Source organism: Burkholderia sp. PAMC 26561, assembly GCF_001557535.2.
In the GTDB taxonomy this organism is placed as follows: domain Bacteria; phylum Pseudomonadota; class Gammaproteobacteria; order Burkholderiales; family Burkholderiaceae; genus Caballeronia.
The window spans coordinates 425,448-449,423 of sequence record NZ_CP014309.1; the positions used below are offsets into that span (position 1 = coordinate 425,448).

The following is a 23,976-nucleotide window of genomic DNA, read 5'->3' on the forward strand; positions in this document are numbered from 1 at the left end:
TGCAGATGCCACTGCCGACGCGTTCACTACTGTCTTCGCGCGCAACCCATAGGGGCAACCGACGCATCGACCCGTTCGATATCTTGCGCCTCTCCAACAGCAGGCAAACTCCATGGAACCAGACCTAGGTCTGATTGTCTGCTATAGCCCTCTGCGCTATAAACAATCTGACATTGATCTTTGGATGGGGACACGGGCTTAAGGGTCGGGGGAGGAATTTGTGAGCAACGCAACAATGCATTCGGTCTGGTTCTTGTTATTCGACGAATCCTTGCTCCTCGACCTGTGCGGACCGCTGCAGGACCTCTCTATGGCTAATCAGGAGCTCATGTGCGCCGGGCTGGCTCCTTATTACCAGACGACCTTGTTAGGAAAGGAAGTTAGGTCCTATTTCAATTCCGCCCGTGTAGAACCAGACGCTCAGGCTCTGCAGAAAACGCTATATCCGCCTGCTGGCAATCCAGACGCCTTCAATACCTCCAGGACTGGTCATTTGAGTCGTTGGCTACCGGCGTATGCACGGCAAATTGCACGGCTGGCTTCGGTTCCTGCCGGTGCGTTCTTTCTCGCGAAGACGGGGGCTCTCGCCAAAAGACGAGTCAATGATAATTCGGCTACGTGCCACAAAGTCGCGATTGCCATTCCCGCGGTTAGGTCCGGAACATTCGTAGTTCATGTCAGAGACGTGGCCGATAGGATACCGGCTGGATTAACGGCTGGAATTGACAAGTCTGTGGCCACGGTCGAGGCGGACCTAGGCCGGGCGATTGCGACGAATCTTGCGAATAAAGCGATTGCGCCTTGCGAACCTGCCATCGAGCGATTTCAGGGCAGCAAAACCCGACGCGGTCAGTTGGTCGGCGATCCTCGAATTAGGTATCTTTGTGTGTTCATTTTAGCAAACCTCAATTCTGATCTCTCTGTGCCCGCACTCGCAGAGAGAATGAACATGAGTCGCCGGACTTTCGCGCGGTTTTTCGTTACGAACACGGGCCTTACGCCGGCCCGAGCGATCGAACAAATGCGTATCGAGAGTGCATGCGATTTCATCGAAGGTTCAGACCGCCCCATCAAATGGATTGCTTACACATGCGGCTTCGGGTCATCGGAAATGATGCGAAGAGCATTCGTACGAAATCTGCGCATATCTCCAAGTGAGTTTCGAAGGCGATTGACAGTCGACCAAGAAGACCATTTGATACGCCGGCAAAAAACAAAACCGAATCATGACCTAAACAGGAGTGCCAACGGCAAGTCAACCGGCGAGACGCTGCCGACAATACCGAATGTGCAATGCCGTAACGCACGGAGATGATCATGAACTTTCGTCAAGGAATGGGAACAGCTGTCATAACTGGCGCGTCATCAGGTATCGGCGCAATTTACGCGGACCGTATGGCGGGCCGTGGGTACGACGTTGTGCTCGTTGCGCGCAACGAGCGACGTCTTGGCGAGGTCGCTGACCGTGTGGGTATGGCACACGGAAGATCGGTAACAGCCGTTATAGCCGACCTTAACAATCAAGCTGACCTGCATCTTCTGGAAGCGCGAATCCGGACTGAGAAGAGCATCACGATGCTCGTGAACTGTGCCGGCTTTGGAGCTGTTTCATCCCTGGTCGATTCGGATGTTGACCACATGGAAGACATGATCTTGTTGAACATCCGCGCCCTGACGCGATTGACGCATGCGGTTGCGCCCGCCTTCGTGGCTCGAGGTACGGGGACCATAATCAATATAGCGTCCATTCTGGCCATTCAGCCAGCGATCCTGAATAGCGTATATGGTGCGACCAAAGCGTACGTCCTTGCCTTCACGCAGGCCCTACATCATGAACTTTCCGCGAGGGGCGTGCGCATCCACATCGTTCTACCCGGCCCAACGGTGACAGACTTCTGGCGGGTAGCCGGAATGGCCCATACGAGCTTGCCTGACGACTGGATGATGACGGCGGAGGACGTAGTAGACGCCTCACTGGACGGGCTCGACCGAGGGGAAATTGTGACTCTACCATCGCTACAAGACCCGGCCGACTGGTGCTCGTTCGATGCGGACCGTCACATATTTTTTCAAAAGCTTCTGCATTCGACGCCCGCGCCTCGTTATCGGAGCTCAAGCACAGGCGCTGCGCGCGCAATAACGGACGCGTAGCCTACGCGCTTCGCGGCGCCACGCATTTGAAGTTGCTTCCTCAAAGGAATACCTGATGTCGACATCTTTGGAGCTTTACGGCGCCAAGACCGGTAATTGCTTGCGGGTCTCAATTGCACTCGAAGAGGCATCGCTGTCCTACAAAATCCGACCCATGGACCTCGCTGGAGGACAGCAACGTGCGGAGGAACACCTCTCGCTGAATCCGGCAGGGAAGGTCCCGGTCCTGGTCGAGCGTCGGGCATGCGGCAGCCGCTTCGTGCTCACACAGTCCAATGCAATTCTTCTCTATATTGCACAGAAATCGTGCTCGTGCCTGTTGCCCGATGATCCGCAAAATCGTGGGCGCGCGTACGAAAGATTCTTTTACTTCGTGACAGACGTCATCGCGCCTAACCATGCGTCATTCGCTCTTCGGGACCGCTCAAGTTCGCAGGCGGCCTCCCTGCTGAACGAACGTGCAATCGCCGCATTGAAATTCGCAGATACCTTCGTTAGACGTTCCCGATACATGGCCGGCGATCAATTCTCCATCGCGGATATTTGCGCGCTCACGATAACGGGCTCGCTTAGTTCTGGCCTAGATTGGCGCGCCGTCCCGAACTTGCAGCGCTGGTTCTATGATGTAGCCGAGCGCCCGTCAGTCCAACGCGGTCTGAAAGCCTTCGATGGCATTTAAAGCAACACATTCCTTGTCTTTGCGGATCGGCTCGACCGTTTTAGGGTCGGCCTTCTCGTCGTTGATCCGCAAAACAAATTTGTCAGGCCAGCAGGAGCGACATGGAGTTGGTCGGCGAGAGTGATACCGACAACGGGACGGGTCTCTTACGTTGAATAATTGTTCAAGGAATCAAGGAGCAGGGCCTACCAATAACCGTATCGCCGCACTACTACTATGCAACAACCATCCATCGTTGGACATTCGGCGGAGCGCTTGAAAAGGTGATGCATAGCATCCGGATGTTCGACCAAAAGGGGCCAAACACACCGAAAGAATCTGAAGGATCCGGGGCGGACTTTTCTCGACTAATACAATCAGAGCGAAGAACAGCGTGCCCGGTACAGCCTGTTCAACCTCGTGAAGGCGCTCGCGAACATCGGCTATGCCAGCGGCGCGACCGGCTGTGAGGACCACACCGATTTGTACAAGAGGCCGTGAAGTTGATTGACCTGCATGGTGCGGGATTTGATCAGCAGTAAGCGCATCGATGCAAAACCAAGGTCGCTTGCTGCTCGACCGTCTTTGGCGCTACATAGCGCTTCCCGCGTTGCTGCGCGGCCATACAAATCGCTCGCGCGTCGGCTGCATCAGTTTCGTTGGTTTGAACGAACGGGCGAGCAAACTTCGCGTGCGGCAACTTGACCTCGTGGGCTAACGTGCTGTCTTCCGGGCGCACTAATGCGCACTGCCACACGCTTCCAAGGCTACACGACCCGCTATTCGCTGACCGAGAAACTCGATCAGCTGCTGCCTCGTAAACTGCCGGTTAACGATTTCCCCAGTGTCGCTTTCAGCCCAATTCATTTGAAAGACGCGTTTCGAAATGTCCAGCCCGTAGGTCGAGGTATCCATGACGATTACTCCCTTTCGAGTGGTAGCGGTAGCAACACTCTGCCACATTGACTCCGTTCGGCTTTGCGCTGTCATCACTCGGGATACTTTCTGGCGCTTATGTGTCGAATTCCCCGTAGGGGGCGGCGTTCACCCCAGCTATCCATCAACTAGCAAAATCTGGCGCACCCCTTGTGGATGACCGAGCGAACGGCCAGCGAATTGAGCCGACCAACGCATCCGGCATCGTGCGTCTTTTGTTGCCAACGCCGGCGCTAAAGGTCAAGTGCACCTTGACGCCTGGGTTGGGAGGCTCGTATCTGTCTCTTGCTTCGATAACACTTCAATTGCAAATCAAGCAGGGCCTCCCTCGCATTTAGTGCGGTCGTCCTACAGCAGCATGCCAAGGGGAAGCAAAGGCCCAATCGGCAACAATTCGAACTTGAGAAGGTTTGCCTTCACCAGAGGAAGTTCGCCTAGGATCTTCCCGGCCGCCTCTGCTGTGTCGACGTTCATCAGGAAAATGACACCCGCCTCTTTCTCACGCAGCCAAAACTGTTCCATCTTGTCCTCGAGATAGATTTTCAGCGTCGCCGGCACTTCCTTCGGCAGAATTTCCAGGCGTTGCTCGGGCGTTAGAGGAGTGAGCGTACCCACGGCCATCACTTTCATGTTTTTCTCCAGAATGGGGCGCGCAGTCTACAGGTTGCGCAAGAACGTCGGGCATGCACCGCATTCGTGGCTCGAACGAGAAGGAAGTCGTACGGACCGAAAAACCATCTCCTCGAACTACGCGACGGGTTCACGCTGGGATGCGGGCCACATGAGACTCATTTGGTCCAAAAACCAGGCAACCAGAATGCCGCATAACTTGAGGAAGCGAACTTGTCCTTTGGTATGTCTATCGATTTAAAATCTTCAGTTGCGCTGTTCGCCCATGTCGGTGGGCGAACGCGGTATCGGGCCGGTCGGTTGCCTCATCCGTCGACAACGGAACACCTTTTCAAATGCGGCCTCGATAATTGTTTACATGGAAACCGGCAGCCTGATTGTGCCGGCGTTGGGAAGCATGCCAGAGGACACGCTACCTCTGGCATTGGGCGACGAACGAGCAATCAGTCCGAGACCAACGCGCTTAACGTCAACTAATTGCCCGGTGTGGCCCGATTCATTCTATCGTGGTTTCTTGATCCGCGGCCTTCTCGGTGCGTTTCAAAGGCTCGCGATGCACTGAGGCGTGGCCACACCTAAGGATGACTTGTTGTTGCACGGAATACTTGTCACAGTCGGTCGCTGGCGTTTCTACCTGAAAAGACGAGGCCATTTCAAACTCATTTGGTTTGTAGCAAGATCATGAGGTGAGCGAGAGCTCGGCGTCAGGACTTCCCGAACTTTTCATCCGCTCGACACGCGTTCGCTCCGGGTACGACCTGCATGGCCGCCGGATCTGAACGACATCAGTTACATATCTAACGGAGTTCCGCGCCAAAATCGCATGGTTTAAATCGTTGGATTAACAATGGAGTGCAAGATGACATCTCATGAGCACGAGCACACCAAGGCGCCGTCAGATATCGAACTGCGGGTGAGAGCTCTCGAATCGTTGTTGGTCGAAAAGCAGCTCGTTGATCCAGCTGCGCTTGACGAAATCGTGGACGCATATCAGCACAAAATCGGGCCTCGGAACGGCGCCGCCGTCGTGGCCCGAGCTTGGGCGGATCCTGAATATAAGGCTCGACTGTTGAGCGACAGTAACGCGGCGATTCTTGAGCTGGGCTATTCCGGAGTTCAGGGCGAAGACATGGTGGTGGTCGAGAACACGCCGACAGTGCATAACGTACTAGTATGCACATTGTGTTCATGCTATCCATGGCCGACGTTGGGGCTGCCGCCTGTCTGGTACAAGGCCGCACCTTATCGCTCGCGGGTCGTCATCGACCCGAGGGGTGTGCTGAGTGAATTGGGTCTCGACGTACCTGACAGCAAAGAAGTGCGCGTGTGGGACAGTAGCGCCGAAGTTCGCTATATGGTCTTACCGGAGCGGCCACCGGGGACTGATGGCTGGATCGAGGAGCAGTTGATCGAACTCGTCACGCGCGACTCGATGATTGGGACTGGTTGAGGTCGGCTGAAAAAAGTGGACGCCAACATTCCGTAGAATTGAGGAATGGAGGCACTGATGAAGCGAATCCCGAAGGCTGTGTACACGAAGGAATTTCGTGAAGAAGCAGTAAAACTGGCAATGACTGACGGAGTGGGCGTGTCTGAAGCTGCCCGTCGATTGTCAATATCGATGAAGACGTTGGCGAACTGGGTTCGCGCCGCAAAGGACGGCAAGCTGGAGAACGTCGGGCAAACCCAGAAACCACTGACAGAGATCGAGGCGGAGCTGAGCCGGCTCAAGCGAGAGTTGGCAGAAGTGAAGATGGAGCGCGATCTGTTAAAAAAGTTTGCAACGTACTTCGCGAAGGAGTCGCGGTGAAGTACGACGCAATTGAGCAGATGCGACAGCAGTACCCTGTGCCGCCGATGTGCCGGTTCCTGGGCGTGTCCACGAGTGGCTACTATGCCTGGCGCAAACGGCCGCTGTCGTTGCACGCGCAGCAGGAGTCTCGGCTCGAAGCGCAGGTGCGTGCAGCTCACGAGCGTAGCCGACAAACCTTCGGCCCGGAACGGCTACAGAAGGATCTGGCGAACCACGGTGTCCAGATTGGTGTTCACCGCATCAAGCGTCTGCGGGCGAAGCTCGGCCTTCGCTGCAAGCAAAAGCGCAAGTTCAAGGCGACGACCAACTCGACGCACAACCTGCCAGTCGCACCGAACATCCTGGACCAGGACTTCAGTGTGAGCGCACCAAATCAGGCCTGGTGCGGTGACATTACCTACATCGCGACCGATGAGGGATGGCTGTATCTAGCCGGACTCAAGGATCTGTTTAGCGGAGAGATCGTCGGCTATGCCATGAGCGAGCGCATGACAAAACAGCTGGTCATGCAGGCGCTGTTTCGGGCTGTCGCGTCGCACCGGCCACCGACGGGCCTGATACAACATACTGATCGCGGTAGTCAGTACTGCGCCCACGCTTATCAGAATCTTCTCAAACAGTTCGGCATGCAGGCATCTATGAGCAGACGCGGAAATTGTTTCGACAATGCACCTATCGAATCGTTCTGGGGCTCGCTGAAGAACGAACTTATCTATCATCGCAAGTTCGCGACTCGCGACGAAGCCATCAAAGAAATCACGGAATACATCGAGATCTTCTACAACCGGCTGCGCACGCAGGAGCGTCTGGACTATCTGTCGCCGGCCGCTTTCACGCAGCGATTCCATTTGAGTAAAATCGCTGCTTAACCCGTTGGCGTCCACGGATTCCGACCGACCTCAGGTATTCCCAAACTCCCTATCGCATGACCTGAACAATTGCGGAGGGTTCGATGAACGGTATTCACGATCTTGGCGGTATGCACGGGCTCGGAGAAATCCACTACAGGGCGCAGGAACTCGCGTTCGCCGACGAGTGGGAAGGGCGCGTCCTCGCGATGTTCCTTTCTCTATTTGCAATAGGAACGATCAATCTCCATGCATTTCGTCATGGCATGGAAAGGATGAATGCAGCACATTACCTTTCCTCGAGCTACTACGAGCACTGGCTGGCCTCAGTGGAAAAGAATCTGGACGAGGCAGGGATAGTTTCGACGGCCGAAATCGAAGCTCGGATGGCTCAACTTAAGGGGAATTGAACATGCCCGTAACCAAAGAAATGGTACCTGGTGTCTTGGCGACCGGCGCATCGGAACGAGTAGACCAGCCTGTCGCCCCCAAGTTCTCTGTGGGCCAGCGTGTTCGTGCAAGAAATCTAAACCCAGCCGGACATACGCGCGTTACCCAGTACGTGAAAGGCAAAGTCGGTACCGTCGAGGCCGACTATGGGGTATTCATTTTGCCGGACACGATGGCTCACGGCAACGGGCCCGCGCCACAGCACGTGTACAACATCAGCTTTGCGGCCGAGGACCTTTGGGGAAGTGTCGCAAACGCTAACAGTACGTTACGCATCGACCTTTGGGATGACCATTTGGATGCTGTCAGTAACGAGGACGACCGATGAATAAATTTTCTGGATCAACGTTGCCGGAAATTATTCGGGATCAGGAAGAGAGGGCTTTCGACGCACCGTGGCAAGCACAAGCCTTCGCGCTCGTTCTGCGACTGAACGAGAACGGTTGTTTCAGTTGGGAAGACTGGGTCCGTGTGTTCAGCGAAAAGATATCAGCCTCGCCGGCTCGACCCGGGGAATCCGTAAACGATGCCTACTTCCGGCAGTGGGTTGATGCGCTCGATGCAATCCTTATCGAAACAGGTCAGCTTGCACCCGGCGATTCGCCCACCCGCGCGGCCATGTGGAAGGTTGCATATCTCAACACCCCGCATGGTGAAGCAGTAAGGCTTGAGCATGCTACTTGCCCACCGGATCACGAGCACATTGCACCGCGCCGCGGGGAGCCGTTAGTAGTCAGTTCGGCGGTCAAGAGCTTCGCCTGAGTCGGCCTTTTCCTGGTTTTTCGAAGTCTGCCTAGCGTGCAGAGAGCTGAGTCGGTTTCGTCAGACGCCAGCCACAGCGTGTACTGCGTTCGCGCCTGGGAATCGTCATCCCTGCATTGTCGGTATAGATCCAATTTTGGAGAACTGAAATGAATGAAGCTTCTCTTGATCCGCTAGTGGAGCCGGTGCCCGTCCCGCTCTGCGATATCGCGCCGTGGGCAATATTCGTTGGCCTGCTGCTTTTACTAGCCATCTATTTCGTGGGCGCCGAGCAAGGGGCAACCTCGATGATTCAAGGCTTGTACGTCCACGAATTTGTGCATGACGGCCGGCATCTTCTCGGTTTTCCGTGCCACTAAATGAGGTGCTGTCATGATCGGAAAATTGCTTATTCGAGGATTGGCCGCGGGTTTCATTTCAAGCCTCATCACGTTTGGATTCGCCACCATAGCAGGCGAGCCCACAGTCGCCCGCGCGATAGCTTTCGAGGAAAGCGTTGCCACGGCAAAGGGCGATGCTCCAGAGCCGGAACTCGTTAGTCGCAAGACGCAGGCTGGAATCGGCCTCTTTACGGCAGTTGCCGTGTATGGAACGTCCGTTGGCGGGCTGTTTGCGTTGGTGTTTGCCTACGCGCACGGGCGATCGGGAAATTTGAGCGCTCGTGCGTTGTCTGGGTACCTTGCAGTAGGGGCGTTCGTAGCAATCGTGCTGGTGCCTGGCATCAAATATCCAGCAAATCCGCCGTCGGTAGGCGAGCCTGGGACGATAGCCTATCGTACCGAGCTCTATTTCCTGATGTTGCTTGTCTCTGTTGTCTCCATGGTCTTTGCTGTAAAGCTCCGCGGTGGACTTGAGCGTCGGCTCGGAGGATGGAATGCATCCATTGGCGCGGGAGCCGTATTCGTCGCCATTATAGTCGCCGTGATGGCATTTCTGCCTAACATCAACGAGGTGCCGGCAGCATTTCCTGCTGTCCTCCTTTGGAGTTTCCGGATGGCAGCTTGGGGGATGCACGCGATCCTTTGGGGCGGAACCGGGCTGCTGTTCGGAGCAATGAGCGCTCGCTTGTTGTCTGGCGCATACAATAGCCAGCGGCCACGACACTTGCACGCCTAGCCTTTGTTCGCGAGAGCGTCCTTTGCGAGGACGGCTCTCGACTGCAACGAGAAGCGGTTGCCAAACCATTTTCCGCACGGAACAACTGTTCGACAACGGGGCTCATTAAATTGCGGTCCGCACGCGTTCGATGAACAGGAAATACAGATCCCTGTCCGACGCTTGATCGCATCTCTTGACTCTAGATCATGTAAATTTCACTATCGTTTTCAGGACAGAGTATTTTCTTGATCTATTATGGTGTATATGCAACAATTCATGCATTGATAGATTACCCAGATGAACATCACCGAAAGCACCTTCGCCTTGGCAGTCTGGTGTGTCTCAAAACGTGTTTATCCGGCTGTCGATGCATGCGGTTTCGAGGCGCGAATACTCATGGACCCACGAACCGTTGCTGGCTAGCTAACATCACTGAAAATGTCGATGTGGGCTATCTGTGCGCATCGTAAACGCAATTGAGACTTTTATCTTGGACGCGAAATGAGAACACTGATTGAGAGGCAATTTTACCGACCGGAAGTCGTCTTGCCGTTGCTGATATTGACTGGCTTGATGGTTACGCTTGACTTCAATCTTCTGCAAGTAAGTCTGGTTGTGGTGCTACGTGGATTACGGCACCTCCTGGGTACGTTTAGCAAAAGACGCGTGGGTCTGCGGGCGTCAGGTGGCCGGGGAAATGCCGGGGAACGGCGATGTCCTGTGATTGGACGGCTATGCGACTGCTGAAGCGCCTCTTCGACCTTTAGCCATTGACCGGGTCCGCAATGGACGTAGGCGCAGTCGGGTCGCCGTTTTTGGAAGCGCGTACGCTCGCATATTGAGGTCAACAGGACCAGTCCCATACCTTTGCATCATTCGTTCAGTTTCTTGCCATATGTAACAATTGATTGGGCAATTCTTGATCGTTGTCTCGGTGTAGTCCACACCGACCCGGACATACGTGTGCACGGACTGCTCATAGTTAGCGCTCTGAGCGCCAAAGCACAAGGACCTTGATGGATGCTGCTAACAATGTAAGAAATGAAAAAGCATAGCGATGAATTTACACAGGCTGCAAATAAAAGAAGCACAGCAGCTTGCCCACCCATCTAACATTGTTATTAGGCCGTATGGGGGAGCTAACGACATTACATCGCAACGTAAGTAGTGCATTGATTTTGGCTGCTCGCCGCTGGCGCCGAACTTGCGCCGCTGTGCTAAGGAATTCAATGTTTCAGAGGCTTGTGCGGCCGCATTGTTAGCGGCCTAAAGACTGGATGTGGCGGTGCGTCAGACAACTCTGGCTGAGCACGTGGGGATTGAAGGCGCATCGCTCGTGCGTTTGCTGGACCAACTTTGTGATGCAGGACTTGTTCGGCGCGTTTCCGATCCGGAGGATAAGCGGGCCAAGATTGTCTCTTTGACGGATCGCGGCCGCACCGCTGCCGTGGAAATGGAGCAGCGGATAATCGCGTTGCATTCGAGAATGTTGGGCGATGTAAGCGCCTCGGAATTTGAAACGACATTGCGCGTATTAACTGCTTTCAGTGCAACAGATCAAAGTGAAGATGATATGAGCGACGAACTCCGGTTAGCGGGGGGAAGTTTGCAAGAGGGCAGTGCTGGTCCATTCAACGGATCCTGACACGCATATGCCAACGCGGGTCCGTTGACGAGTTACGACGCGCTGACACAGGATTTTTTAGTATCGCGGCACCGTTTGATGTCGACATTTGTATGCGATGCCGGACGGCGCTTTCATAGCTTGGCGGAAGTTGTGGGAGCACCGGCGGTCGCGTAGAAAATGGCGAGGTCCACCAACCAGCTCAAATTTTTCCCGCTCGGCGTCTCAGCGGGCTACGTCGACTCGACGCCCATCATCTTGTCTATCGTCGAGGCAAGTATCATCGCGTTGCGATTTTGCGGGGGGAAACGTCCAATAGAAGGGCGGTAGACCGCTTCCCCCCGAGCGATTGTTGCCCCGCTTACAGCACACGAACCAGACGCGCGAGCCGACCCAAGTCGCCAGAGTTGCGCGCCATAGTGCGCAACAGTTGGATCGCACCACTCGACTGTTACCGTGGTGGGCGAAGTACGGTCGGTGACTCGAACTACGTAGTTCTTGGACCGGGGACACGTAGAATCGAAGGCAGACTTTGCATTTGCGACCGGCTTCTTCGATCGTACTCCATTCTCGCTGGAGACGGTGCGTAGCGCCTCAATCGTCTGGATCCAGGGGCTTGCTTCTTCTAGCTCGTTCAACATGCTTACGTCCTCACAGATTGCGTAGCCTTGGCCGCTGGGCGGATACTTGATAGCATTAAACTAATCGCTTTAGTGACGTGTGAACTTCGTCATTAAAAGTCACAAGGTGAGGGCGTGCACCGGCATTACCGACTTGTCGCGGGCGTGGGATAGTTCAATCGCCGCACTATAGGTGCGATGCAGGTTGTCCAGCGCAGAACTGACAGGTGTGGACTACCGTTCGTTCACTATGCGCAAGTAGTCATCGCTCGACAAGATATCCTTAGGTAGGTATTAGGCCGAATTCATAAAAATTTTTGAACTGACGAACTGTGGCGTCGCGGAGCAGTCGTTTTAGTTCGAGTGACCTTGCCGAATCTCTGCGCGGTTAGCTGCTGTGGTCGGTCTGGCCTACTCTCTTGGGGTGTGGCGCTGGAGTTGTCCCGCGGGCACACGGGCGCAAACCCCAAAAGGTTTCATGCGCTCCTAGGCCTGCGTCGAATCATTCGCCAGCAACAAACATAGCCTCGTCATCTCCAACAGGGGCTTGCGCCGGATCTCGCGAATAGAAAGCTAACGTCAGCAATAGCGATGTAATTGCAACGGCGGCGGCGGCAATGGCCGCATACGCAAAACCTGACTGGAAGGCTTCGCGCAATGCATTGCCGACGGAGACTTTCAAATCGTCGGGGATAGCATGTAACGCAGCAGCGGCGTCGCCGGCAGAGAACCGCTTCGATATCTCAGCTGCGCGCAAGGGCTCAATACCCAGTTGCTGTGCGAGAGGCGCAAAACGTTTAGTTGCCTTTACTACCAGGATAGCGCCAAGGGCCGCGACACCAAACAGCAACACGGTGAATCGCGTTGTACCTCCGATACCGGAACCCATCCCCGCCCGACTTGCCGGAATAGCACCCTGCATGGCCTTGGCCGTCTCGCCGTTCAAAATCCCAGCACCGATACCTGCCGCCAGCATACCGATCGCGAACGGCGTGTAAGAAACATCTAGATGGGCAAGCAATGCCAATGCAAGGTCGGCAGTCGCAGTAATGGTGAGGCCTAGCCCCAGAGAGAACCGTTGCGACCAGTGAAATCGGGCAAGCAGGCGTGGAACGAGAAACATCGGAAGCGCGAATGGCAGCATCGAGATGCCGGCTCTCATCGGTGACAGGCCGAACGCGTTTTGCAGATAGAGCGGGAGGTAGAAGATCAAGACCTGAGCGCCGGCCGCGTAACCCATCATTGCGAACGCAGCGCCGACGAATGATTTGGACCGGAACAGCGCCAGATCGAACATCGGTCGCGAGACGTTCTTTTCTACAACAATAAACGAGATAAGTAGCGCGATGCCAAAAACCAGGCGCAGGAGCACCGTCGTGGTCAACCATCCAACCGCGTTACCGTCGATCACTGCCCACGTCAAAAGAAAGAGGCCGCTACTAAACGTCCCGATGCCAATATAGTCCAGTCCCTTCGCGTCAGGGTCGCGAGACTCCGGGACAAGCTTCAGAATCCCGGCGATAAGTGCGACGCAGATTGGGATGTTGATGAGGAAGGCCCACTGCCAGCCGAAGACACTGGAAATCACACCCCCGATTATTGGGCCACACGTGATTGCGATACCTAGACTGGACCCCCAGAACGCAAATGCCTTCGCCCGCTCGCCACCTTGGAAAATGTGGTTGATCAACGCCAACGAAGAGGTCATGACCAGGCTGGCTCCGACACCTTGCACTGCTCTTGCCAGGTCTAGTACCAGCGGCACTTTAGCCAATCCGCAGAACAGCGATGCCAGCGCAAAAATGGCCATGCCCACTACAGCGGCGAGGCGTCTGCCAACTTTGTCACTAAACGAACCGGCCGGAAGCAACAGAGCCGCAAATGGAAGGACATATGCTGTGATAACCCACTGGACTTCACCGAAGTCCGCATTCAACGATCGTGAAATCGTAGGTAGTGCGACCGCGACGATGTTTGAGTCAAGCATTACAAGTGATGAGACCGTTGAGACGACAAAGAGAATCGCTCGCTTGTTGGCGGGTGAGGTTGTTGCGTCCATAATCGAATTTCCTATCTTGTTAAACGACTCCGCCTGCATCAACCTATGTACAGCATGCGATCCGCGTCCGACTGCATCCGAATTGCGGAATGGCAGGATTTGCAACGCACCGGAGCCGCGTTTTTGCTGGCGAACAATGGGTTTTATATCTACCGAGCAGAAGCCGCCCCGGTCGGTTGCGTGAACGGCATCTGAAGACGTCGCACGCATGCTACCTGCTTAAACCTTATGTCACGCGATTGCTGAGCAGGGGTAAAGTGCTCCACGATTTCGGCCAACCTTTGAATGAACTGAACTAAGCAAGCGACGTGTAGCCGTGGCCAAGTCGACAGTGCGTTCAAACTATGACAGGCCGCCAGCGCCACACCGCTCGTGTTACCAGCTTGTTTCGAGTAGAAGTGAGAGTATAAGCACGTATTTGACCGGATTTTTCACGAACTAAATATGCCTTTGACCGGTTTTCGGCAGCGCCGCATAACTCTGCGCACGCAATACGATCGAACCAGTAGATTAGCAAACTGACTATGCGAGGACAGATAGGCGTATTTGCATATGCAACGTAGACGGTCAATATTGGATAGGGGTGTCTGGGATAGGACAAATACTCACGGCGGGGCATAGGCCATACCTAAGGACGATTGCGCAGCCGTGCGACGGACAACATAGTCAGTTCGTGGCAATGTACTCGCGGGGGGGCGTTGTTGCATTAATCCGGTTGTCGCGCGGAGGCGTGACGTTTACGCGCAACGGTCGGGGCGGCACCTCTGTTAACTCTTTGTGGAACTGCGTAGATTCTCGATATTTGGCGGGAAGATGCGCAAGGACGAACGCAACAGCTGCGAGCCCAAAGGGGTCTATCGCGTCAGGAATTGGTCGGAGTACAACGCGGGGCTGATCGCACGAGGCAGCGTGACTATGTGGATCAATGAGAGCGCATTGACGATGGTAAGCGAAGCGGAACCCGTGGTGCGCGGCAGGCCGCACGTCTACTCGGATGCACTTATTCAGGCACTGCTCACGCTCAAGCAGGTGTACCACTTGACGTTGCGAGCCGCCCAGGGCTTCGCGCAAAGTCTGCGGGAGCTTGCGTTCGCCGAGCTCCCTGTGCCGAACTACACGACACTGAGCCGGCGCGCGCAGGATCTGAAGGTGGCGCTACCCGTCACACCCAGTGGTGAACCGCTGCATCTGGTCGTGGACAGCACGGGCGTCAAGCTCTACGGCGAAGGTGAATGGAAGGTTCGCAAGCACGGCTATTCGAAGCGGCGCACCTGGCGTAAGGTCCATCTGGGACTGGACGCGAAGACCGGTCAGGTGCGCGCGGCACTGATGACGCATCAGGATGTCGATGACGCGAGCGTATTGCCCGGGCTGCTGGACCAGATCCCCGCAGACGAACCTATCGAGACGATCGGCGGTGACGGTGCGTACGATACGAAGCGCTGCCATGCAGCGATTGCAGCGCGCGGCGCCGCGCCCTCGATTCCACCGCGCGAAGGGGCAAAGCCCTGGCCTGAGTGCACGCCCGGCGCAAGCTGGCGCAACGAGGCGATCGGAGACATCGTGCGAGACGGTCGAGGCGAATGGAAGAAGCGCAGCGGCTATCACCGGCGTTCGCTCGTCGAGAACACGATGTACCGCTTTAAGATACTTACGGGTAATCGTCTGTGGTCGCGCCGCATCGGTTCGCAAGCGACCGAGATGGCGATCCGCGTCGGCGTCGTGAACCGAATGGCGGTACTTGCACGCCCTCAGTCCGTTCGCATTGCTTGAATTTAAGATCACAGGAGACGTTGTGTCTTCATGCTCGATTTACGCAACAACGCCCTCGCGGGGCCTTGGAGTTATTACAGCTCGGGTTTTGCGGCCAACTCTTTCCAGGAGAATTTTGGACGATGTCGCGCGACGTGTTCTCCAGCTAAGACGCGAGACATCGCGAGTATGGACGACTCATACCTGCATACATGCCAGCTACGTTTACCTCGAGCAAATCCCTATTTTCCAGACTGTCGCGCTTACTCTTAACGGCGGTCTGCGCAAATAGTGACTAATCCAAATCAGGATCTGAAATATGAGTGGCGAACTGTTTTTGATTACCGGTGCTACCGGCGCAACCGGCGGGCATGCAATCGCAGAGTTGCTGGCAAAAGGTGCCGCGGTACGGGCCATGGTACACAGTCAGGACGAGCGGGCGGAAAAACTTAAGGCGTCGGGTGTGGACGTGGTACTGGGTGACCTTCTCGATCCGCAGGCAGTTCGTAGAGCGGTTGACGGTGCAACTGGCGCGTACTTTGTCTACCCCATTCATCATGGAAAACTGGCCGATGCCTCGGCCTATTTCGCGGAGGCGGCGAAGCAGGTCAAGTTGCGCTCAATCGTTAATATGTCTCAAATATCAGCGCGACCAGACGCAGTTAGCTATGCAGCACTGTCCCATTGGTATGGCGAACGCATATTTGACTGGGCTGGAATTCCGGTAACGCATTTGCGCCCGACATTCTTTATGGAATGGCTTATGTACGGATTCCAACTTCCGCTTATCGCAAACCACGATTTGCTGAAAGTGCCGGCAGGCGAAGGTAGGCACGCCCCTATTGCCGCTGAAGATCAAGGGCGGGTTATCGCGAACACTTTGCTGAATCCGGCCGACCATGCGGGGAAGACCTACAATCTGTTCGGCGCCGCCGAGGTGAACCATGCAGAGCTTGCAGCGGCGGTTGGCGAAGCGCTTGGGCGGAAGATGACCTACGAGAACGAAAGCTTCGACGCATTCGAAGCACGCCTCGCGCAGGTCGGAATGACACCGTACTTCATTCAACATATCGTAAATGTGTACCGCGACTACAACGCGGGTGTGTTTGCCGGAACAAACGACGTTGTTCAGCGGCTAACCGGACGCGCCCCGGTGACTGTGGGAGAATATGTCAAGGCGAACCTCAGCCGCTTCCAACCAGGCTAGGTATTGATGAGACTGCGCGCAGGAATGTCGTGTAAGTTTGAGTCGGTCGGCTGCCGGCGCGATGTTCGGCCGACCTCATTTTACCTCCGCCGCTTACATCAGATCACCGTTTGCACCTGCGTCCCGGATGCTCATTTAACCCGGGATGTCAATGGTCTGCTAATCTAAGGAATTGCTTAGGGCGGCGTTTACGTAAGGGCAGGTGGCTAGGACCGAACGAGCATCAATGCCGGTGTGAGTGAAAGATCAACATACAACTGACGAACTCCGATCAAACGCGGTCGTGTTTGAGGCGCCCGTTGCAGACCCAAAGGCGAAGGTAGCTAAGATTGCATTGAGGGCGGACAAGCTGCGCGCAAAAAACGCCTTTCCCGCGGCAACCTCCTTGCCGTGTAACCCTATCAAGTGACATTTGTTCGCCACGTTCCTGTAGATGTCGAGCGAATTCCGTACACCGCTTCGGATCGCTTTGTTTCGATGCTGTTTTGTCGCAGGACTGATATCTTGTATCAAGCTTGAACTATTCGTGGAGGTCAAAATGCGTAGAAACACCGAACTTCTCATCAGTATCCTTTCCTTCATGCAAGACGATGACAAGCCGACGCAATGCTGTAAGGACATCGAGAAAGGCGCGGGCGAAAAAGAGGGGCACAATTGGTCCGAGGTGAGACTCCATTTGGCATTGCTTAAGGATATGGGGATGGTGACCGAATGCACCACGCCAGCAGAGTATCGGTTGACCAGCGCCGGATACGACGTGATTGAAAGTCCAGATCCAGTTGGGCAAATTCAAACCTGGGCTAAAATGTCTAGCGGCAATAACACGCCCAGCACTCCGTCTTTTTCCACGGAAAAACATCCGCTACCTCCTGCAGTTCGCAGTCAACGTTTCAGTTGATTTAACGCGATCACTGGGCACTACCTGGTGCTTCTCGCTGGAAACACGATTTCATGAACTTGGGCGTTACGTTGCGCCGAATTTTTCGCCAGCGGGCGGCTTTTACTGGTTAAAAGCGTCGTTCAGCCGCTTGCGGTCGAGCCAATTGCAAAAACATTACGAGCCAGATACCGATGACGCCTGGCGGGCTCAAAACTGAAGCGCAACACCAAAGCGTTTGCAGTCAATCGAGTTGTCTCGCTCTATCGATACGGTGGCGATAAGTCGATCTACGCCGAGCCGAGTCCTAGCGAGTCTGCGTCGCCAATCAGTTGGACATTTTGGTTAAAGGGCTAAGGCGCTCAGCCGGCAAGATGAGGCTTGATTGTCGGTATACGACCGCTCATCTTGCGGTACTGACGGCCTAATTTGTTGTGGCGAGTTGCTCCGGCGCATCCCATCCACCGCCCAACGCGCGGAAAGTCCGAACAGCTGCTCTAGCTGCATCGGCTCGTGTCGCATCGAGATCGTCGCGCGATCCAAGAAGTTGTCGGTCGGCATCAAGCACATCGGTCAGCGTGATCGAGCCCGCGCGGTAAGCTTTTTCTGACAGGTCTCGCGCCCGGGTTAGAGCCGATACCTCCTGTTCCAATTCTCGTACGCGTAGTTCCGTTTGCGAGAGCGTGATGAATGCATCCTCAACGTCCTCGGTAGCTTTAAGTGCCGCTTGCCTAAATTGCGCTAGTGCTTCGGCGTTTGCTCCACGTGCTTGCTTCACATCAGCATCGACCTTACCGAAATCGAACAAACGCCACTGGAGTGCGCCGGTGCCAATCGGTTGGAAAGATTTCGCACTGAGAAAGTGATTACTCGTAATACTGTCAAATCCAAGCGCGCCCGAAAGCGAAATCTTCGGATAATAATCGGATATAGCTACGCCAATTTCTTCGCTTGTAGCCGCGAGATGACGCTCCGCCGCAATGATGTCTGGACGTCGGCGCAGAACGTCGATGGGTTGGTCGCTTGCGCCGATGGCTGGGATGTCAGGAATCGCGCCGGCATTGGTGCTGAGCTCGGCGGCATACGTTCCCGATTGTGCACCCATCAAGACGTCGAGACGGTTTAATTGCGCCTCCAGATCGATGCGTAAGAGTGGGATACTTGCACGTGCCTGGCGAAGCAACGCCTCGGCTTGCGCGACTTCGCGTGGAGTGGCTGCGCCCGCCCGCACGCGCGCTTGCACGAGCTCGAGAAGATGCCCGTCAGTTTCGATCTGATTCTGCGCGACTGCTAGGCGCATCTGTAAGCCCCGTATCTGGAGATATGCATCGGCAGCGTCAGCAGCAACCGTGATACGCGTTCCAAGTTGATTTGCTTCGGCTGCCTGCTCTTCATCGCGGGCCGCTGAATGCGCGCGTCTCAGGCCGCCAGCCAGATCGATCTCCCAGCTAGCGGTCGCACCAGCAACGTACTCCTTTTGGTCTCGGCTATAATTGGGGAAAGCGCTCGCCAGTGTGCCAAGCGGACTCTGCGTACTTTGGTGCTCAGCCGTGTATGAGGTGTTAGCTTCAATCGTCGGAAGCAGGGCCGCGCCGGCAGCTTGTGCGGCTGCCCGAGATTGCGCGACGCGCGCGATAGACGCCTGAAGATCGAGATTCTGGTTCAGGGCGCGCTTCACAATCTTTTCCAGCATCGGATCATTGAATCCTGTCCACCAGGCGTCAAGTTTAGGTGCGGGCAATGTCGTCTGCCGGTTTGCCACCGCTTCGTTATTGTGGAAAGGGGTCATTTCCGTCTTGGGAGCGACGTAGTCCGGACCGACTGCGCAGCCAGCAAGGGCCGCGCTTACAATCCAACCGCTGATGATCGCTTTAGGCGTTCTGGAGACAAAGCGATTCATTTGACGTCTCCGGTACCCAACCGTTGAGGCGCGGAAATTGGAGTCCGTAGGCCGAGTTTGCGAACGAAGGCGTAGAACGCTGGAGTGAACGCCAAGCCGAAGATTGTCACACCGAGCATGCCGAAAAACACCGTCGTCCCAAGCGACTGCCGCATTTCTGCGCCGGCGCCGCTGGCTATGGCAAGCGGTGCGACACCGAAAATAAAGGCGAACGAGGTCATCAGGATCGGGCGCAGCCGTACATGAGCGGCGTGCGTCGCCGCTTCCTCGGCGCCCACCCCGTCTTCTTCCTGGCGCTGTCTTGCAAATTCAACAATAAGAATTGCGTTCTTCGCTGCGAGTCCAACGAGCACTACAAACCCAATCTGTGCCAGGATATCAATCGGCATACCTCGGATGTTAAGACCGATTGCTGCCGCAAGAAGACACATTGGTACGATCATGACAATCGCGAGTGGGGTTTTCCAGCTTTCGTACTGCGCGGCCAGCACAAGGAACACGAAAATCGCCGAGGCAGCGAAGATCACAAGCGGAGAAAGAGCTTGTTCTTCCTGCTGGTGCGCAAGATCAGTCCATTCGAACGCAATACCGTTCGGAAGCACCTGATTGGCCAGTTCTCCCATGCGTTTGATCGCTTCACCCGAAGATACACCCAATGCGGCTGAACCCATGACTTCGGCCGCTGGATAAAGGTTGTACCGCGGTATGCGGTAGGGCATGGTGTTTTGCTTGAAGGTCGTGACTGTACTGATGGGCACCATCACTCCAGCCACGTTACGCGCCTTGAGCCGTCCAAGATCTTCAGGCGTTCTGCGGAATGCCTGGTCACCTTGAACTCGTACTTGGTAGGTGCGGCCCAGATAGTTGAAGTCGTTCACATACTGCGAGCCCAAATAGACTTCCATTGCGGCAAAAACGTCCGACGGCGTGAGTCCAACTTTCTCAGCCTTCAGACGATCGATATCTGCATAAACGGACGGTGCACCTGCGTTGAAGAGCGTGAATACGCCCCCAAATGCCTTGTCCTTGTTGGCGGCCGCAACCAACGTATTTGCTGCCTGCGCAAGCGCTTGCGGACCGAGACCGGCTCGGTCCTCTAGCATCAGTTTGAAGCCGCCAGCAGCCCCCAGACCCTGAACAGGAGGGGGATTTATTACGATGACGACGGCGTCTTTGATAACAGACAGACGCTTACGGAGTGCGACCAACATGGTTGCGGCGTTCACTCCCTTGACGTGTTCTCCATATAGCGATGGCAGGGCTGTAAAAATGGTGCCAACGTTGGGCGCGACGGTGCCGGTCGTAACGTCAAAACCGGTCACAGGGGACGTATGTTTGAGGCCTTTCGTTTTCAGAGCGATATCGGTCACTGCGCGAACGACTGCGTCCGTGCGCTCCAGGCTCGAACCTGGTGGCAGCAGCGTAATGATGGCTTGATAGCCGATGTCCTGGTCTGGTATGAACCCGGTCGGCATCCGGGACATTTGAAAGGCTGTTGCGGCAATCAACCCGGCGTAGACGATCAACATTACGGTCGTAGCTCGGACAAAACGGCCAGTAAGCTGACCGTACCGATGGGAAAGCCACTCGAACGACACGTTGAACCTACCGAAGATGGCGTCGTGGAAGCGGCGAATTGCCGTCGCCCCCGCTGGCTTCTCTTCCTTCTGATGCTCTTTCAGCAGAATCGCGCACAGCGCAGGGCTCAAGGTGAGGGAGACAAAGCATGAAATTACAGTTGATGCCGCGATGGTGATAGCGAACTGTTTGAAAAAAAGGCCGGAGATCCCGGGCATCAATGCCGCTGGGCCAAATACAGCGCAAAGCGTTAATGCGATGGCGATAAGTGCAGTCGACACCTCATTCATCGTCTGATGTGCGGCCTCTCGGGGAGTCATCCCGAGCGCCATGTTCCGTTCAACGTTTTCAACCACCACGATGGCATCATCAACCACGATGCCCACCGCCAGAACCAGTCCAAATAAAGATAAATTGTTGATTGATGCACCAAAGAGTGCCAAGATCGTGAACGTCCCAATCAAAGACACCGGAATAGCCACCACCGGGATGATCGTGCTGCGCCAGCTCTGAAGAAACAGATAGACCACACCCACTACGAGGAGAATCGCGATAACGATAGTCTTGATGACTTCCTTAATTGACTGTCCGACGAAGGTTGTCGGGTCGTAAATCTTGATGTAGTCCACTCCCGACGGGAACTGCTTCTTCAATTCAGCCATCTTGTCCCAGACCGCGCTCTCCACCTGCACTACATTCGCATTAGGCGTAGCAATGACGAACCACGGAGCGGCAGGATACCGATCGGCGTAAGCTATAGAGCCGTAGTCTACGGAGCCCAGTTCGACACGACCGATATCTCGAACTCGTGTGACTCGTCCCTGCGGATCAGATTTGATAATTACATCGCTGAATTCCTCGGGCGTAGTAAGGCGACCAAGGGCTTCAACGTTGATCTCGTACGCCCCATTGCTCGAGATTGGAGGCTGATTGAGCACGCCCGCTGAAATCGGGGCGTTTTGCGCGCGAAGTGCGCTCAATATGTCAGAGGCAGTGATGTTGTAGGACGATGCTTTGTCGGGATCAATCCAAATACGCATGGCGTACTGCCGTTCGCCGTACATTTGAAAATCCGACACCCCGGGCAAACGCGCGATCTGATCGCGAATCTTGAGCATGTAGTTAGACAGATATTCCGTGCTGCGGGAACCGTCCGGCGAATAGACGTGTACCCCGAGAAGAAGCGCCTGAATCGTCTTTTTTACCTGAACGCCTTGTAACTGGACGTCCTGAGGCAAACGAGACAGCACGTCTTCCACGCGACTACGAGTGAGCAGGAGTGCCGTGTCCGGGTTCGTTCCGACCTTAAAAATGATTGTGATGGTCAGCTGTCCGTTGCCCGTCGACTGGCTTGTGATGTAGTCCATGCTCTCAACGCCGTTGACGGACTGCTCGATAGGCGTTGCGACTGTGCGCGCGATAGTATCGGCTGACGCACCAGGATACGAGGTCGAGATTTGGATTGTCGTGGGGACGATGTTCGGATACTGGGCCACTGGCAAAGACGCCATTGACACTAGGCCGATGAAAACTGCAAAAATATTTAGCACCGCTGCGAAGCGCGGATGCTCAATAAAGAAATGAGTCATTTTCACGACTTCGTCCCCTGGGGTGCCGCTTCGGATTGAAACTGAATCGATCCGTCGTGCGGCGAGACCTTCGCGCCCGGGTGGACTGTGGGAATACCATCGATGATCACCTTATCAGTCGGCGCGAGGCCGGATCGGATGACTCTTAGGCCGCCACGAAGATCGCCAACTTCTACCTTTCTCGGGGTGGCGACATCATCTCCGCCAACAACGTACACCATGCGATCCGTTTGATCAGCGAGGACCGCTATGTCAGGAATGAGTAAAGCCGGTTGCGGTGTTGTCACCGCTAGTCGAATGCGTGCGAATCCTCCAGGGGTCAGCGAAAAGTCACTGTTTGGAATGACCGCCCGCGCATGTATCGTTCCACTTGAACGGTCTAGAGAATTGTCGACGAAGTTGAGGACACCTTCTCGCGAAAAACCTTCGTCGCCTGTTGGCGAGATATTCACCATGTGCGCCTGTGAACCTTTTTGTTTTGCCCGTACGTTCTGAAATACAGCAAAGTCGTTTTCGCTCATGTCGAAATCGAGGTACATCGGGTCGAGCGAAACGATCGTCGCGAGCAGGGTCGTAGGGCTACTGGCAGCGCGGCTGCCTGAAATGAGATTACCGATTGAAATAAGGTGCGTGCCCATTCGGCCGCTGAATGGCGCGTAGATGCGACATCTATCCAAATCGAACTTTGCGTCGCGAACCTTGGCGTTCGCGTCGTCCAGCGATGCTTGTGCGGCGCTTCGCTCCGCGGCGGTTTGATCGACATTTTCGACCGTGCCGGCCTCCGAGCGCTGAAGTTCTTGAGCACGGATTAGTTGACGTGTGGCCAAGGTCATACGCGCTTTAGCAGACTCTAACGACGCAACCGCTTCACTCATCTTGATTTGATAAGGCTCGGGGTCAATCTCGAACAGCAGATCGCCTTTATGGACGATCTCGCCGTCTTTGAAACGAATTTGCATTAACGTGCCACCGACCTGAGCTCGGATCTCAACACGATCAACCGCCGAAAATTGACCGAGAAAGCCTAGTCGACTCTCGATGTCGCGCTGAAGCGGCGCACTGATTGCGACCGACGGAGGTGGGGGCGCGACGACTGTCGCGGCATTGGACGATTGTAAGTAGTACGTCGTTGCCGATACTGCAACAACCGCGGTCAGCACAACAGCCTTGCCCACCCAACGCGTGCGTCTAGGATTTCCTGGGCCCACCGCAACACTAGCGTCCGCGTGAGTCGAGTCTGACCGGTCATTCATAGTGAACCTCATCAAATGTGCAGGCAGCGCATCGGTAGATGAAGCATCTGAAATCTTGCTCGATCGTGTCGCGAGTCATTTCGGCTGATCTCCGGATGTCGAGGTTGCATCCCTTGTATTCGATCTTAAGAGGTAACCGGAAACATATCTAACAGCGTTACAACTGCTAGG

General features: G+C 55.2%; 21 protein-coding genes. 15 read left to right on the forward strand and 6 right to left on the reverse strand.

What is annotated here, in order from left to right:
• The first annotated feature begins 220 nt into the window (after positions 1 to 220).
• The 4 genes from AXG89_RS28740 (at position 221) to AXG89_RS42450 (ending at position 3,527) form a co-directional block, all read left to right on the forward strand.
• Complete coding sequence (locus tag AXG89_RS28740) at positions 221 to 1,315, forward strand: GlxA family transcriptional regulator (RefSeq protein WP_144029392.1); 1,095 nt, start codon at positions 221 to 223, stop codon at positions 1,313 to 1,315.
• Between the two features lie 2 nt (positions 1,316 to 1,317).
• Positions 1,318 to 2,151, forward strand: a complete 834-nt coding sequence (locus tag AXG89_RS28745) for an SDR family NAD(P)-dependent oxidoreductase (protein ID WP_062173491.1) — start codon at positions 1,318 to 1,320, stop codon at positions 2,149 to 2,151.
• A 55-nt stretch (positions 2,152 to 2,206) separates the two neighbouring features.
• A complete protein-coding gene (locus AXG89_RS28750; RefSeq protein WP_062173490.1) occupies positions 2,207 to 2,830 on the forward strand; it encodes a glutathione S-transferase family protein in 624 nt (207 codons plus the stop codon).
• 529 nt (positions 2,831 to 3,359) lie between these two features.
• Positions 3,360 to 3,527 (forward strand): hypothetical protein, encoded by a 168-nt coding sequence (locus AXG89_RS42450; protein ID WP_162916122.1) that lies wholly within the window; start codon positions 3,360 to 3,362, stop codon positions 3,525 to 3,527.
• A gap of 566 nt (positions 3,528 to 4,093) precedes the next feature.
• On the opposite strand, the gene AXG89_RS28760 is transcribed toward AXG89_RS42450, so the two are convergent.
• Entirely contained in the window at positions 4,094 to 4,375 is a 282-nt protein-coding gene (locus tag AXG89_RS28760; protein ID WP_062173488.1) for a hypothetical protein, read from the reverse strand.
• 859 nt (positions 4,376 to 5,234) lie between these two features.
• Here AXG89_RS28760 and nthA point away from each other — a divergent pair.
• The 8 genes from nthA to AXG89_RS28800 all read left to right on the forward strand — a co-directional run bounded on the left by nthA (position 5,235) and on the right by AXG89_RS28800 (position 10,991).
• A complete protein-coding gene (gene nthA / locus AXG89_RS28765; protein ID WP_062173486.1) occupies positions 5,235 to 5,825 on the forward strand; it encodes a nitrile hydratase subunit alpha in 591 nt (196 codons plus the stop codon).
• 57 nt (positions 5,826 to 5,882) lie between these two features.
• A protein-coding gene (locus tag AXG89_RS28770) for an IS3 family transposase (RefSeq protein WP_119024672.1) occupies positions 5,883 to 7,057 on the forward strand; the annotation gives its coding sequence in 2 pieces (ribosomal slippage) (positions 5,883 to 6,156 and positions 6,156 to 7,057; 1,176 coding nt in all).
• Positions 7,058 to 7,140: 83 nt separating this feature from the next.
• Positions 7,141 to 7,446 (forward strand): SH3-like domain-containing protein, encoded by a 306-nt coding sequence (locus tag AXG89_RS44080; protein WP_218778177.1) that lies wholly within the window; start codon positions 7,141 to 7,143, stop codon positions 7,444 to 7,446.
• Positions 7,447 to 7,448: 2 nt separating this feature from the next.
• A complete protein-coding gene (locus tag AXG89_RS44085; protein WP_218778176.1) occupies positions 7,449 to 7,814 on the forward strand; it encodes an SH3-like domain-containing protein in 366 nt (121 codons plus the stop codon).
• Positions 7,811 to 8,248, forward strand: a complete 438-nt coding sequence (locus tag AXG89_RS28780; RefSeq protein ID WP_062173484.1) for a nitrile hydratase accessory protein — start codon at positions 7,811 to 7,813, stop codon at positions 8,246 to 8,248. Before AXG89_RS44085 ends, AXG89_RS28780 begins: the two co-directional genes overlap by 4 nt.
• Positions 8,249 to 8,397: 149 nt before the next feature.
• Positions 8,398 to 8,607: a CbtB domain-containing protein gene (locus tag AXG89_RS28785; protein WP_062173482.1), complete on the forward strand. Its 210-nt coding sequence runs from the start codon at positions 8,398 to 8,400 to the stop codon at positions 8,605 to 8,607.
• A 13-nt stretch (positions 8,608 to 8,620) separates the two neighbouring features.
• Entirely contained in the window at positions 8,621 to 9,364 is a 744-nt protein-coding gene (locus AXG89_RS28790; RefSeq protein ID WP_062173480.1) for a CbtA family protein, read from the forward strand.
• Positions 9,365 to 10,631: 1,267 nt separating this feature from the next.
• On the forward strand, positions 10,632 to 10,991 hold the full coding sequence (locus tag AXG89_RS28800; RefSeq protein ID WP_306299796.1) for a MarR family winged helix-turn-helix transcriptional regulator: 360 nt from the start codon (positions 10,632 to 10,634) through the stop codon (positions 10,989 to 10,991).
• 212 nt (positions 10,992 to 11,203) lie between these two features.
• On the opposite strand, the gene AXG89_RS44965 is transcribed toward AXG89_RS28800, so the two are convergent.
• The gene (locus AXG89_RS44965; protein WP_082771657.1) at positions 11,204 to 11,611 is read right to left on the reverse strand and encodes a DUF3331 domain-containing protein; all 408 of its coding nucleotides are present in this window, start codon (positions 11,609 to 11,611) and stop codon (positions 11,204 to 11,206) included.
• A 481-nt stretch (positions 11,612 to 12,092) separates the two neighbouring features.
• On the reverse strand, positions 12,093 to 13,859 hold the full coding sequence (locus tag AXG89_RS28810; protein WP_218778175.1) for an MFS transporter: 1,767 nt from the start codon (positions 13,857 to 13,859) through the stop codon (positions 12,093 to 12,095).
• A gap of 603 nt (positions 13,860 to 14,462) precedes the next feature.
• Here AXG89_RS28810 and AXG89_RS28815 point away from each other — a divergent pair.
• The 3 genes from AXG89_RS28815 to AXG89_RS28825 all read left to right on the forward strand — a co-directional run bounded on the left by AXG89_RS28815 (position 14,463) and on the right by AXG89_RS28825 (position 17,506).
• Positions 14,463 to 15,422, forward strand: a complete 960-nt coding sequence (locus tag AXG89_RS28815; RefSeq protein WP_062173478.1) for an IS5 family transposase — start codon at positions 14,463 to 14,465, stop codon at positions 15,420 to 15,422.
• Between the two features lie 298 nt (positions 15,423 to 15,720).
• A complete protein-coding gene (locus AXG89_RS28820) occupies positions 15,721 to 16,608 on the forward strand; it encodes an NmrA family NAD(P)-binding protein (protein WP_062173476.1) in 888 nt (295 codons plus the stop codon).
• Positions 16,609 to 17,146: 538 nt separating this feature from the next.
• Positions 17,147 to 17,506 (forward strand): hypothetical protein, encoded by a 360-nt coding sequence (locus tag AXG89_RS28825; RefSeq protein WP_236873556.1) that lies wholly within the window; start codon positions 17,147 to 17,149, stop codon positions 17,504 to 17,506.
• A 403-nt stretch (positions 17,507 to 17,909) separates the two neighbouring features.
• On the opposite strand, the gene AXG89_RS28830 is transcribed toward AXG89_RS28825, so the two are convergent.
• The 3 genes from AXG89_RS28830 to AXG89_RS28840 are packed head-to-tail and all read right to left on the reverse strand — an operon-like array spanning position 17,910 to position 23,727.
• The gene (locus AXG89_RS28830; protein ID WP_062173472.1) at positions 17,910 to 19,385 is read right to left on the reverse strand and encodes an efflux transporter outer membrane subunit; all 1,476 of its coding nucleotides are present in this window, start codon (positions 19,383 to 19,385) and stop codon (positions 17,910 to 17,912) included.
• Positions 19,382 to 22,558 carry an efflux RND transporter permease subunit gene (locus AXG89_RS28835; RefSeq protein ID WP_062173471.1) on the reverse strand — a complete coding sequence of 1,059 codons (3,177 nt, stop codon included), beginning with the start codon at positions 22,556 to 22,558 and terminating at the stop codon, positions 19,382 to 19,384. The genes AXG89_RS28830 and AXG89_RS28835 overlap by 4 nt, the downstream gene beginning before the upstream one ends.
• Positions 22,555 to 23,727 (reverse strand): efflux RND transporter periplasmic adaptor subunit, encoded by a 1,173-nt coding sequence (locus AXG89_RS28840; RefSeq protein WP_236873555.1) that lies wholly within the window; start codon positions 23,725 to 23,727, stop codon positions 22,555 to 22,557. The genes AXG89_RS28835 and AXG89_RS28840 overlap by 4 nt, the downstream gene beginning before the upstream one ends.
• Positions 23,728 to 23,976: the final 249 nt, after the last annotated feature.

Bases quoted from the DNA above. Each gene is read 5' to 3' on its own strand.
- AXG89_RS28830 (WP_062173472.1), bottom strand. From the start codon at position 19,385: ATGAATCGCTTTGTCTCCAGAACGCCTAAAGCGATCATCAGCGGTTGG.
- AXG89_RS28815 (WP_062173478.1), top strand. From the start codon at position 14,463: ATGCGCAAGGACGAACGCAACAGCTGCGAGCCCAAAGGGGTCTATCGC.
- AXG89_RS28745 (WP_062173491.1), top strand. From the start codon at position 1,318: ATGAACTTTCGTCAAGGAATGGGAACAGCTGTCATAACTGGCGCGTCA.
- AXG89_RS44085 (WP_218778176.1), top strand. From the start codon at position 7,449: ATGCCCGTAACCAAAGAAATGGTACCTGGTGTCTTGGCGACCGGCGCA.
- AXG89_RS28820 (WP_062173476.1), top strand. From the start codon at position 15,721: ATGAGTGGCGAACTGTTTTTGATTACCGGTGCTACCGGCGCAACCGGC.
- AXG89_RS28785 (WP_062173482.1), top strand. From the start codon at position 8,398: ATGAATGAAGCTTCTCTTGATCCGCTAGTGGAGCCGGTGCCCGTCCCG.
- AXG89_RS28750 (WP_062173490.1), top strand. From the start codon at position 2,207: ATGTCGACATCTTTGGAGCTTTACGGCGCCAAGACCGGTAATTGCTTG.
- AXG89_RS28780 (WP_062173484.1), top strand. From the start codon at position 7,811: ATGAATAAATTTTCTGGATCAACGTTGCCGGAAATTATTCGGGATCAG.
- AXG89_RS44965 (WP_082771657.1), bottom strand. From the start codon at position 11,611: ATGTTGAACGAGCTAGAAGAAGCAAGCCCCTGGATCCAGACGATTGAG.
- AXG89_RS44080 (WP_218778177.1), top strand. From the start codon at position 7,141: ATGAACGGTATTCACGATCTTGGCGGTATGCACGGGCTCGGAGAAATC.
- AXG89_RS28825 (WP_236873556.1), top strand. From the start codon at position 17,147: ATGCGTAGAAACACCGAACTTCTCATCAGTATCCTTTCCTTCATGCAA.
- AXG89_RS28810 (WP_218778175.1), bottom strand. From the start codon at position 13,859: ATGCGTGCGACGTCTTCAGATGCCGTTCACGCAACCGACCGGGGCGGC.
- nthA (WP_062173486.1), top strand. From the start codon at position 5,235: ATGACATCTCATGAGCACGAGCACACCAAGGCGCCGTCAGATATCGAA.
- AXG89_RS42450 (WP_162916122.1), top strand. From the start codon at position 3,360: ATGCAAAACCAAGGTCGCTTGCTGCTCGACCGTCTTTGGCGCTACATA.
- AXG89_RS28760 (WP_062173488.1), bottom strand. From the start codon at position 4,375: ATGAAAGTGATGGCCGTGGGTACGCTCACTCCTCTAACGCCCGAGCAA.
- AXG89_RS28790 (WP_062173480.1), top strand. From the start codon at position 8,621: ATGATCGGAAAATTGCTTATTCGAGGATTGGCCGCGGGTTTCATTTCA.